The organism is Janthinobacterium amylolyticum, assembly GCF_051380655.1.
Classification (GTDB): Bacteria; Pseudomonadota; Gammaproteobacteria; order Burkholderiales; family Burkholderiaceae_D; genus Janthinobacterium.
The window spans coordinates 413,093-425,182 of sequence record NZ_JBNYXL010000006.1 but is presented as its reverse complement, the minus strand read 5'-3'; the positions used below and the strand labels follow the sequence as shown (position 1 = coordinate 425,182).

Annotated in this window: 7 protein-coding genes; 5 read left to right on the top strand and 2 right to left on the bottom strand. The window is 63.3% G+C overall.

The annotated features are described in order from the left end of the window. Positions 1-65: 65 nt before the first annotated feature. Complete coding sequence (locus ACQ4WR_RS15575; RefSeq protein ID WP_436488297.1) at positions 66-1,952, top strand: MFS transporter; 1,887 nt, start codon at positions 66-68, stop codon at positions 1,950-1,952. Between the two features lie 82 nt (positions 1,953-2,034). Here the strand turns inward: ACQ4WR_RS15575 and ACQ4WR_RS15570 are convergent, their stop codons facing one another. Together ACQ4WR_RS15570 and ACQ4WR_RS15565 are read right to left on the bottom strand one after the other, a co-directional pair. After that, positions 2,035-3,555 (bottom strand): hybrid sensor histidine kinase/response regulator, encoded by a 1,521-nt coding sequence (locus ACQ4WR_RS15570; RefSeq protein ID WP_436488295.1) that lies wholly within the window; start codon positions 3,553-3,555, stop codon positions 2,035-2,037. Positions 3,556-3,563: 8 nt separating this feature from the next. Then, positions 3,564-5,072 carry an ATPase domain-containing protein gene (locus ACQ4WR_RS15565; RefSeq protein ID WP_102294052.1) on the bottom strand — a complete coding sequence of 503 codons (1,509 nt, stop codon included), beginning with the start codon at positions 5,070-5,072 and terminating at the stop codon, positions 3,564-3,566. 448 nt (positions 5,073-5,520) lie between these two features. Between ACQ4WR_RS15565 and ACQ4WR_RS15560 the strand changes: the two genes are divergently transcribed. The 4 genes from ACQ4WR_RS15560 (at position 5,521) to ACQ4WR_RS15545 (ending at position 12,043) form a co-directional block, all read left to right on the top strand. Continuing rightward, positions 5,521-6,729, top strand: a complete 1,209-nt coding sequence (locus tag ACQ4WR_RS15560; RefSeq protein ID WP_436488293.1) for an efflux RND transporter periplasmic adaptor subunit — start codon at positions 5,521-5,523, stop codon at positions 6,727-6,729. A 15-nt stretch (positions 6,730-6,744) separates the two neighbouring features. Then, positions 6,745-9,909, top strand: coding sequence for an efflux RND transporter permease subunit (locus ACQ4WR_RS15555; protein ID WP_102294054.1), 3,165 nt, complete (start codon positions 6,745-6,747; stop codon positions 9,907-9,909). Between the two features lies 1 nt (position 9,910). Then, on the top strand, positions 9,911-11,359 hold the full coding sequence (gene adeC / locus ACQ4WR_RS15550; protein WP_102294055.1) for an AdeC/AdeK/OprM family multidrug efflux complex outer membrane factor: 1,449 nt from the start codon (positions 9,911-9,913) through the stop codon (positions 11,357-11,359). Between the two features lie 69 nt (positions 11,360-11,428). Beyond that, on the top strand, positions 11,429-12,043 hold the full coding sequence (locus ACQ4WR_RS15545; RefSeq protein ID WP_102294056.1) for a TetR/AcrR family transcriptional regulator: 615 nt from the start codon (positions 11,429-11,431) through the stop codon (positions 12,041-12,043). Positions 12,044-12,090: the final 47 nt, after the last annotated feature.

Below are 12,090 nucleotides of genomic sequence, written 5' to 3'. Positions count from 1 at the left end.
TAAGATTGTCGTGCGCAAGATAGTGCTGTATTTTAGCAATTCCTTAATTGCCCGTCCCCCATGCCATGAGTCAAAGCAGCCAGTTTTCCTTATTGTCGCAGCGCCGTTTCGGGCCGTTTTTCTGGACCCAGTTCTTTGGCGCCTTCAACGACAATCTGTTCAAGACGGCGCTGATGGTGATCCTCGCCTACGATGCGCTGAGCTGGACCACGCTCGATCCATCCACCATCACCAACCTGATCCCCGGCCTGTTCATCCTGCCCTACGTCGTGTTTTCGGCCACGGCAGGCCAGCTGGCCGACAAGTTTGAAAAGGCGGGCCTGGCGCGTTTCGTCAAGTGGATGGAACTGGCCATCATGGCGGTGGCCGCCGCCGGCTGGATGACGCACACCCTGTGGCTGCTGGTGGCCGCCGTGGTGGGCATGGGCGTGCACTCGACCCTGTTCGGCCCCGTCAAGTATGCGTATCTGCCGCAGCAGCTGAAACCCGAGGAATTGGTGGGCGGCAATGGCCTGATCGAGATGGGCACCTTTGTCGGCATTTTATTGGGCGAGATCCTCGGCGCCGTGCTGATCGTGCACAAGCCCTTGGGCGTGGAACTGGTGGCCGGCGCGACGATCGCCGTGGCGCTGTTCGGCTTGATCGCCAGCTACCGCGTGCCGCGCACGCCGGCGCCCGAGCCGGACTTGAAGGTGAGCTTGAACTTTGTCGCCGAATCGTTCCGCAACCTGAATTTTTCGCGCAAGAACCGTCCCGTGTTCCTGGCCATGCTGGGCAATTCCTGGTTCTGGTTCTATGGCGCCCTGATCCTGGCCCAGTTCCCCGTGTATTCGAAGGATTTCCTGCATGGCGACCACAGCGTGTTCGTGCTGCTGCTGACCGTGTTTTCCGTCGGCATCGGCACGGGTTCGCTGCTGTGCGAAAGGTTGTCTGGCCACAAGATCGAGATTGGCCTGGTGCCGTTCGGCTCCATCGGCCTGTCGCTGTTCGGCATCGACCTGTATTTCGCCAGCAATGCGTATGTGAATACGCAGGTGGTCGATGCGCTGGCTTTTGTGGGCCAGGCGGGCGTGCCGCGCATCCTGATCGACATCGTCATGATTGGCGTCTTCGGCGGCTTTTTCATCGTGCCCCTGTTCGCCCTGATCCAGACGCGCTGCGACCCGAAACATATTTCGCGCACCATCGCCGGCATGAACATCCTCAACGCCCTGTTCATGGTGGCGGCCGCCGGCGTGGCCATCGTGCTGCTGGGCCAGGGCTTTACCATCCCCGAACTGTTCCTCGTCACGGCCATCCTGAACGCGCTGGTGGCGGCCTACATTTTCTCGCTGGTGCCGGAATTCCTCATGCGTTTCCTCGCGTGGATCTTGATACAGACCGTGCACCGCGTAAAAGTCGTCGATGGCGAGCGCATTCCGACAGAAGGCGCGGCCGTGCTGGTGTGCAACCATGTCAGCTATGTGGACGCCATCGTCATCATGGCGGCCAGCCCCCGTCCCATCCGTTTCGTCATGGACCACCGCATCTTCAAGACGCCGCTGATGGGCTGGATTTTCCGCACCGCCAAGGCGATACCGATCGCGCCGGCCAAGGAAGACCCCTTCCTCATGGAAAAGGCCTTCATCGATATCGCGCAAGCGCTGCATGAAGGCGAACTGGTGTGCATCTTCCCCGAGGGTAAATTGACCCGCACGGGCCAGATCAGCGAATTCAAGGGCGGCATCGCCAAGATTGTCGAGCGCAGCAAGGTGCCCGTGATTCCGCTGGCGCTGCGCGGCTTGTGGGGGCATTTGTTGAGCCACCGCAATGGCCATTTGTTCGAGCGCGCCTTCAAGGCGGGCTTGCGCTCGCGCCTGTCGCTGGCCGTCGGCGTGCCCGTGCCGCCAAGCGAAGCCACGCCGGAACTGCTGCAGCAGAAGGTGCAGGAGTTGCGCGGCAATTGGAAATAAGTGCGGACCAGGCAGGGAATCAGCAGACAATCAGCAGAGCATAGGCAGGGAACAGGCAAGGCGGGAACAAGCGCAGCGCCGGCTAGCCCTGCCGCGCCAGGTGTTGGCCCAGCAGGGCGGCGATGGCGTCGAAGTCGACCGGTTTCGTCAGGTGATGGTCGAAGCCCGCTTGTTGCGTGCGCAGGCGGGCGTCGCCCTGGCCCCAGCCCGTCAGGGCGATCATCAGCACCTCGCGCCCGCGCGCCTGCAGGCGGATGCGGCGCGCCGCTTCATAGCCATCCATGCCCGGCATGCCCAGGTCCATCACGATCAATTGCGGCCAGGCTGCCTCGATGGCCGCCAGTGCTTCTTCACCATCGTAGGCGACGTCGACAGCATAGCCTTCCAGTTGCAGCAGGGTTTGCAGCGAATCGGCCGCATCGCGGTTGTCATCCACCACCAGCACGCGCACGGCATGGCGCGCGGCCGCCGGCACCGCCTCTGCCGTTGCCGCGTCGCCGGCGGCGGCGTCCGGCGCCAGGCTGGCGGGCAGGCTGACGACAAAGCGGCTGCCCAGGCCCGCTCCGGCACTGTAGGCGGCGATACTGCCGCCGTGCATTTCGGCGAACTGGCGCGCCAGGCTCAGACCGATGCCGAGGCCGCTGGCGATCTGCCCCGGCACGGTTGGCCCCTGTTCAAACATGGAAAAGATGCGCGGCATGACGTCCTGCCCGATGCCGATGCCGTTGTCTTCGATGGCAACGCGCAGCAAGCCGTCTTCCATGCGCGCGGTAATGCTGACGTGGCCGCCTGGTGGCGTGAATTTCACGGCATTCGAGACGAGGTTGGCGAAGACCTGCACCACGCGCGCATAGTCGGCGTGCAAGACCACCTGCTGCGGCGGCAGGTCGAGGCTGATGCCGATGTGGCGGCTGCTGGCGGCCGGCTGGCACAGCTCGGTCACATGGCCGAGTAATTGTTGCAGCACGATGTACTGGCGCTGCAATTCCACTTTGCCGCGCGTGATGCGCGCCACGTCCAGCAAGTCATCGACCAGCCGCGTCAGTTGCGTGACCTGGCGCTCGATCACGCCTTTTACCCTCGATACCTGTTCCGACTCAGGGTAGAGGTGGCTGAGCAGGGCCACCGAGGTCTTGATGGGGGCCAGCGGGTTGCGCAGTTCATGCCCCAGGCTGGCGAGGAATTCATCCTTGCGCCGCTGCGTTTCGCGCATCTGGTACTGGCGCTGGCGCGCGCGTAGCATGGCGTGCGCCGAGGTGATCAGGGTCAGTATGCGCACGGGGCGCTCCAGCAGGGTCAGGTTGCCCAGGGTGGAAATGGCTTGCCGCAGCGGCAGGGAATCCTGTCCGCCATGCGTGAGCAGGATGATGGGAAGGTCGGACCAGTCCGGCTGTTGCCGCGCGAAGTCATCAAGCACCTGGTAGGCGCCCGCATGCAGCGCCTCGTCTACCGTCAGGACGCCGGCGGCACCCAGCGACAGCTGCTCGGCCAGCTCGCCGGGCGAATGGCAGGCATGGCTGGCAATGTCGCCACTAGCCAGCACGGCGCCGGCCAGGTTGGCGTCCTGGCCGGCCGGCGCGTAGATCAGGATGCGCTGTTCCATGGCGAGCCCTAGGGAAATGGCGTGCCGCCGACGGTGGGCATGCCCGACAGGATGCCGTGGAAACCGGCCAGGGCGGCGCCGATGCGGATGCCTTGCGGGCTGATCTCGAAGCGGCGGATGCTGCGCTCATGCGCGCTGCCGCGCTTCTTGAAGACGGAAATGGCTTGCCGCACTTCGCCTTCCGTTTCGTAGTAGCGCAGCATGATGACGCTGTCGGCCAGGTAGCTGGCGTCGGCCGAGGTGGTCATCGAGGTGCCCAGCATGTTTTGCTGCACGCCGACAAGCAGGGTGGCCACGCCGCGCTGGCACAGGTAGTTGAGCAGTTCATGCAGGTAGGTGCTTTGGAAGCGCTCGTCGGGCACCGCATGCATGTAGCCGTTCAGGCTATCGATGACGATCACGCGGGCGCCCCGGTCCGCCGCATCGACGACGGCCTGGGCAAATTCGCCGGGCGTCAGTTCCGCTGGATCGATTTGCTGTGCACTGAGCAAACCCGTGTCGAGCGCCGCTTTCAGGTGCATGCCGACGCCATCGGCGCGGTTCAGCAGCTTGCTGCGCGCTTCTTCGAACAGGAACATGGCACAGGGCTCGCCGCGTTCCGTGGCCGCGTGCACGAATTGCGCCGCCAGCGTGGACTTGCCGCTGCCGGCGGGGCCGGAAATGAGCGTGCTCATGCCTTCTTCCAGGCCGCCGCCTATCATGGCGTCAAGGTCGGGCACGCCGCTGGACAACTGCTGGTGGCTGCCATCGCGGCGCGTATCGGCCGCCACCAGGCGCGGATAGACCACCAGGCCGCCGTGCGCGATCTTGTAGTCGTGGGTGCCGCTGCGAAATGGCACGCCCCGGTATTTGACCACGCGCACGCGGCGCCGGTCGTTGCCGTAGTCCTGGTTTTGCAGTTCCAGCGAGAGCACGCAGTGGGCCACGCTGCGCACCTGCAAGCCATCATCGAGGGCCGAGCGGTCGTCGATCAGCAGGGTGGTACAGTGCCGGCTGGCCAGGTATTGCTTCAACGCCACCACCTGGCGCCGGTAGCGCAGGGGATTTTCCGCCAGCAGTTGCAGTTCGGACAGGGAGTCGAGCACCAGCCGGGCAGGGCGGTGCTTTTCGATGGCGGCCATGATGCGCTGGTTGGTCGACGCCAGCTCGATTTCGGACGGGTGGAAGATGCTGTACTGGCGTTGCGGGTCGAGCATGTCATCGCTGGGCGCCACCTCTTCGATGGCGATGCCGGCCAGGTCCCAGCCATGCGACAGGGCGGCAGCGCGCAGTTCGATCTCGGATTCGGCCAGCGCGATGTACAGCGCGCAGGCGCCCGCGCGCGCCCCTTCGGCCAGGAATTGCAGCGCCAGCGTGGTTTTGCCCGTGCCCGGCTCGCCTTCGACCAGGTACAGGCGCTCGGCAAGCAGGCCGCCCGTGAGGATGGTGTCGAGGCCGGCGACGCCGGTCGACAGCAGTGGTGGCTTTGATGGCGGCGTGCCGGGGCCGGCCGCACCGTCTGAGCCGTCTTCCGGCATCGCTGATTGCACCTGTGCTGTCATCACTGGACCCCCGCTATGGCCACGCTGTGGGCTAGCAGTGTAGCGCATCGGCCGCTGCATGCGTTTTCGATACCATTGGTAAATAATTATCGGCCGCGTGCTTGCACGTCAGGAAAGTGTTGCGCACACGTCACCGCTTCAGCAAAGAACCCTTTACCCTGCTACAGTATTCACTCAATCCAACTTTCCCGCATGGCCGTTTTGCCGCTCCCACCTGGTTTTTGACTGAACTCTGTTGGCTTGCCGCTGCTGTTGCTGCACTCATTTAATTGCATCATTGATAACAAAGCGCGCTCAAAAGTTACTATGTTTCAATTGTAACGATGCTTGACGATTTTAGAATGATCGTTCATTCTTTGATCTGCGTTAATAAATTTAGTCATTTCTAACGACACTAGCCAGCTTCTTTTTCAGAAAGTCCAAGATGCAACCAACCTTTTCCTTGACGTCGCCGCGTACGAGCGGCGCTATTGCCGTTCTGTGCGCCACTGTAATCATGGCCGGCTGCAGTAAAAAACAGGAAGCACCTCACGCGCAGCAAGCGCCACAGGTGGTCGTGTTTACTGTTAATCCGGCCGCGTTGCCGATGAGTGCCGAATTGCCCGGCCGTACGAATGCCTATCAAGTCGCCGATGTGCGCCCGCAAGTCGGTGGCTTGATCCAGAAGCGCCTGTTCGTCGAGGGTAGCGATGTGAAAGCGGGCACGGCCCTGTATCAGATCGATTCGGCCACTTACCAGGCTGCCGCCAATTCGGCCAAGGCAGCCCTGTCGAAAGCCAAGGCGAACCTGCTGACGGCTGGCCCGAAAGCGGCCCGCTACAAGGAACTGGTGGCCATCGAAGGCGTGAGCCGCCAGGAATACGATGACGCGTTGGCCGCGTTCGAGCAAGCCAAGGCAGATGTCGAGTCCGCCACAGCGGCGCTGGAATCGGCGAATATCAACCTGCGCTACAGCACCGTGACGGCACCGATCAGCGGCCGTACCAGCCGCTCGACCGTGACGGCCGGCGCGCTGGTCACGGCTGGCCAGGCCGAAGCGCTCACCACCGTGCAGCAACTGGACCCGATCTATGTCGACGTGACCCAGTCGAGCACCGAACTGCTGCGCCTGCGCCGCCAGATGGCAGATGGTTCCCTGAAGAAAGTCGGCGAAGGCCAGGCCAAGGTGGACCTGATCCTGCCGGACGGCAGCAAGTACAGCGAACCGGGCAAGCTGCAGTTCGCTGGCGTGTCGGTCGATCCGACCACCGGCAACGTGGTCTTGCGCGCGCTGTTCCCCAATCCGAAAGGCGAGTTGCTGCCAGGTATGTACGTGCGTGCGCAGCTGGAAACGGGCGTCGATGAAAAAGCCATCACCGTGCCGCAAGTGGGCGTGACGCGTAACCAGAAGGGCCAGGCCACGGCCCTGATCCTGAACAAGGAAAACAAGGTCGAGCAGCGCGTGCTGACCACCAGCGGCACCATCGGTACCGACTGGCTGGTGACCTCCGGCCTGGCCGCAGGCGACCGCGTGATCGTGGAAGGCTTGCAAAAAGTCAAGCCAGGCGCACCAGCCGTTGCCGTGCCGGCCAAGGCAGCTGCCGTGCCTGCCGCTGCAGCTTCTGCCGCAGCATCGCCTGCCAGCGCCCACTAATTCAGGAGAATATTAATGGCCCGTTTTTTCATTGACCGCCCGATTTTCGCCTGGGTGGTCGCGATCGTCATCATGCTTGCCGGCATAATTTCGATCCTCAGCCTGCCGATCGCGCAGTACCCGAGCATTGCTCCGCCGTCGATTTCGATCAGCGGCTCCTACCCTGGCGCCTCCGCCAAGACCGTGGAAGATGCGGTCACCCAGGTCATCGAACAAAAGATGAAGGGTATCGACGGCTTGCGCTACATGGCCTCGTCGAGCGATGCGACCGGCGGCATCAGCATCACGCTGACGTTTACCAGTGGCACCAATCCTGATATCGCCCAGGTGCAGGTACAGAACAAGCTGCAACTGGCCACGCCACTGCTGCCGACGGCTGTCACGCAACAGGGCCTGGTCGTCTCGAAAGCCACCAAGAACTTCCTGATGGTGTTCGGCTTCATTTCCGAAAACGGCAAGATGGACCAGACCGACTTGAGCGACTATGTGGCCGCCAACGTCGTCGATCCGCTGAGCCGCGTGGCCGGCGTGGGCGATGTGACCCTGTTCGGTTCGCAGTACGCCATGCGCATCTGGCTCGACCCTGCCAAGCTGCAAAGCTTCAACCTGACCCCGGCGGACGTGATCACGGCCGTGCAGGCGCAGAATGCGGAAGTGTCGGCTGGCGAGCTGGGCGGCACGCCGTCCGTCAAGGGCCAGCAGCTGAACGCCACCGTGTCGGCCCAGAGCCGTCTGCAAACGGTGGAGCAGTTCGGTGCCATCTTGCTGAAAACCACCACCGACGGCGCCATGGTGCACCTGAAGGACGTGGCCAGCATGGAACTGGGCCGCGAGAACTACAACACCGTGGCCCGCTACAACGGCCATGCGGCAACCGGCGTGGCGATCAAGCTGGCGACGGGCGCCAATGCGCTCGATACGGCCAACGCGGCGAAAGCCATGTTGTCGGACCTGAGCAAGCAATTCCCTGAAGGCATGAGCTACCAGGTAGCGTTCGACACCACCCCGTTCGTGAAACTGTCCATCGAAGAAGTGGTCAAAACCCTGGTTGAAGCCGTTATCCTGGTCTTCCTGGTGATGTATCTGTTCCTGCAGAACTTCCGCGCCACCCTGATCCCGACCATGGCCGTGCCGGTCGTGCTGCTGGGTACCTTCGGCATCCTGAACGCCTTCGGCTATTCGATCAATACACTGACCATGTTCGCCATGGTGCTGGCCATTGGCCTGCTGGTCGATGATGCGATCGTGGTGGTGGAAAACGTCGAACGGGTGATGAGCGAAGAGGGCTTGTCGCCGCTGGAAGCGACGCGCAAGTCCATGACGCAGATCACGGGCGCGCTGGTCGGTATCGCCATGGTGCTGTCGGCCGTGTTCGTGCCGATGGCTTTCTTCGGCGGTTCGACGGGCGTGATTTACCGCCAGTTCTCGATCACGATTGTCTCGTCGATGGTGCTGTCCGTCATCGTCGCGCTGGTGTTTACGCCGGCGCTGTGCGCCACCTTGCTGAAACCGGTAGAGAAGGGCCATCACGCCACCAACAAGGGTTTCTTCGGCTGGTTCAACCGCAGCTTCGACAGCAGCAGCAACAAGTACCAGGGCTGGGTCGGCGCCATGATCACGCACCGCGCCCGTTCGATGCTGCTGTATGTCATCTTGCTCGCTGGCCTGGTGTTCCTCTTCATGCGCCTGCCAACCTCCTTCCTGCCGGAAGAAGACCAGGGCATCCTGTTTACGCAGATTCAATTGCCGACGGGCGCCACGCAAGAGCGCACCCTGAAAGTGATCGAGCAGGTCGAAGACCACTTCATGAACAGCGAGAAAGATAACGTCGCTTCCGTGTTTGCAGTCGCCGGTTTCAGCTTCGGCGGTAACGGCCAGAATACGGGTATCGCCTTCGTGCGCCTGAAAGACTGGGCTGAACGCAAGGCGGTGGAACAGAAGGCGCCTGCCGTCGCCGGCCGCGCCATGGGCAAGCTGCTGCAGATCAAGGACGCGATGGTGTTTACCTTCGCCCCGCCTGCCGTGCTGGAACTGGGTAACGCCACCGGTTTCGACATGCAGCTGCAGGATATCGGCGGTGTCGGCCACGACGCCCTGATGGCGGCACGTAACCAGCTGCTGGGCATGGCGTCGCAAAACCCGGTCATGGTGGGCGTGCGCCCGAACGGCCAGGAAGATACGCCACAGTACAAGATCGACATCGACCAGCAGAAAGCTACCGCGTTGGGCTTGCAGATCTCGGAAATCAACCGCGTGCTGAGCGTCGGCTGGGGTAGTTCGTATGTCAACGACTTCCTCGACCGCGGCCGTGTGAAGAAGGTCTTCATCCAGGGCGATGCCAGTTCGCGCATGCTGCCGGAAGACTTGAACAAGTGGTTCGTGCGCAATGCCGCCGGCGAAATGGTGCCGTTCTCGGCCTTTGCCACCGGCAAGTGGATCTACGCTTCGCCGCGCCTGGAGCGCTACAACGGCTTGCCGTCCGTAGAGATCCTGGGGACGCCGGCACCTGGCCAGAGCACGGGCGCCGCCATGAACGCGATGGAAGAAATGGTCGCCAAGCTGCCAGCCGGTATCGGCATGAGCTGGACCGGCGTCTCGCTGGAAGAGCGCGAATCCGGTTCGCAGACGCCGCAGCTGTACGCGCTGTCCTTGCTGATCGTCTTCCTGTGCCTGGCCGCGCTGTATGAAAGCTGGTCGATTCCGTTCTCGGTGCTGCTGGTCGTGCCGCTGGGCGTGATCGGTGCCGTATTGGGCACGTGGCTGTTCGGCCTGTCGAATGACGTGTACTTCCAGGTGGGCTTGCTCACGGTGGTGGGCCTGTCGGCGAAGAACGCGATTCTGATCGTCGAGTTTGCAAAGGAAATGCAGGAATCGGGCATGTCGCTGCTGGACGCGACCTTGCACGCCGTGCGTCTGCGTCTGCGTCCGATCCTGATGACCTCGATCGCCTTCGGCCTGGGCGTGCTGCCACTGGCCATTTCCAGCGGCGCCGGTTCGGGCAGCCAGAACGCCATCGGTATCGGCGTGCTGGGCGGTATGTTGACGGCCACGTTCCTCGGTATCTTCTTCGTGCCGGTGTTCTTCGTGCTGGTGCGCGGCTTCTTCTCGAAGTCGGACGCGCCGACCACGCCGGCGACGCCTGGTTCGCCAGCCGTCACGCTTTCTAAGGATGCGCATTAATATGAAAAAAACGCTACTCTCCATGGCGGCACTGGCCTTGCTGGCCGGTTGCAGCCTGGCTCCCACGTACGAGCGTCCGGCAGCGCCGGCGCCCGCAAGCTGGCCGACGGGCCCGTCCTACAAGGCCGACACTGCCGCCACCGACGCCAAGCCAGTGTCGGACGTCGCCTGGCGCGAGTTCTTTGCCGATGCGCGCCTGCGCCAGGTACTGGAACTGGCGCTGGCCAACAACCGTGACTTGCGCGTCTCGATCCTGAACATCGAGAAGGCGCGCGCCACCTACGGCATCGAACGCGCCGCGCTGATCCCGACCCTGTCGGCAGCCGGCGGCCAGACGGCCACGCGCATCTCTAAGAATCAGAGCGCCACGGGCGAAGCGTCCATCAATCGCCAGTACACGGCGAACCTGGGCGTATCGGCCTACGAGCTGGACTTCTTTGGCCGCGTGCGCAGCCTGTCCGACAGCGCGCTGGAGCAATACCTGGGCACGGAAGAAGCACGCCGTGCGCAGCAGATCAGCCTGGTGGCCGAAGTGGCCAGCACCTATCTGAACCTGGTGGCCGACCAGCAGCGCCTGCGCGTGGCGCAGGACACCTTGAAGAGCCAGCAGTCGTCGTATGACCTGGCCGTGCGCCGCTTCAGTGCCGGCGCCACGTCCGGCCTGGACAAATACGATGCGCAGACCAGCGTCGAGTCGGCCCGTTCCGACGTGGCTGTCTACACCAGCCAGGTGGCGCTCGACCAGAACGCGCTGGTGCTGCTGGTGGGCGGCCCTGTGCCGGCCGACCTGCTGCCGCAGGCCGAGTTCGGCGCCGTGACGGCGCTGGCGGAGATTCCGTCCGGCGTGCCATCTGACGTGCTGCAACGCCGTCCCGACGTGCTGGCGGCCGAGCGCACCCTGCGCGCGGCGAATGCCAACATCGGCGCGGCGCGCGCGGCCTTCTTCCCGCGCATTTCGCTGACGGCGACGGCGGGTTCGGTCAGCGACAACCTGTCCGGCCTGTTCAAGGCGGGCAGCGGCACGTGGAGTTTCATTCCGCAGATCAGTCTGCCGATCTTCGATGGCGGCGTGAACCGCGCCAATCTCGATATCGCCAAGGTGCAGCGTGAAATCTCCGTGGCGCAATACGAAAAGGCGATCCAGGTCGCCTTCCGTGAAGTGTCCGATGCGCTGGCCCAGCGCGGCACCATCGACGAGCGCCTGCAGTCGCAGGAATCGCTGGTCGAGGCGTCGACGAAGAGCTACACCATCCACGACGCGCGCTACAAGCAGGGCGCCGAGTCCTACCTGAACGCCCTGGTGGCCCAGCGCGCGCTGTACACGGCGCAGCAAAGCCTGATCACGGCGCGCCTGGCCAAATCGACCAACCTGGTGACCTTGTACAAGGTGCTGGGCGGCGGTTGGCAGCCTGAGCAGACAGCCGTCGCGGCGGCTGGCGGCGTCCAATAATCACGGGGACGCCGACGCCGGCCTTGCCCTTGTCCGCAGGGGCAGGGCCGGCGCGCTACTGGAAAAGTCATGAACCAAGTTGAAAAGAAGCATCCGGATCCCGAGCGCGCCAACACGCGGCGCAAGCAGGTGCTCGATGCGGCGGAGAGCTGCTTCAGCCGCCGCGGCTTCCACGGCGCCAGCATGGCCGAGATATCGAAAGCAGCCGGCATGAGCGCGGGCCACATCTATAACTACTTCGACAGCAAGGATGCGATCATCGCCGCCTTCGTGCTGAAGAACATGGAGCGGGTGACCAACCTGATGCAGGACCTGGCGCTGCGCGAAGATCCGCTGCAGGCCGTGATCGACAATGCTGGCGAACACGTGCTGGAAAGCCTGGACCCGAAAACCTGGGTGATGCCGCTGGAAATCTTCGCCGAAGCGTCGCGCAATCCCGCCATCGCCGAAATGCTGCATTGCGCGGACGTGCGCTCGCGTTCCCTGTTCCTGTCGATTATCAGGGATGCGCGCATCAAGCGCGGCCTGCCGGCCGATGCGGAGATGCTGGAAGGGCGTTTGAACACCATGATCGCCATGTACCAGGGCTTGCCCGTGCGCCTGGTGCACAATCCGCACATGAAGGTCGAGCCCCTGATCGCCGGTTTCCGCATCGTCCTGACGGCGCTGCTGCTGAACGAATAGGCTGCTTGCCATGGGCTGTTGAAAATCTTTGCGCAGTTCGACATGAA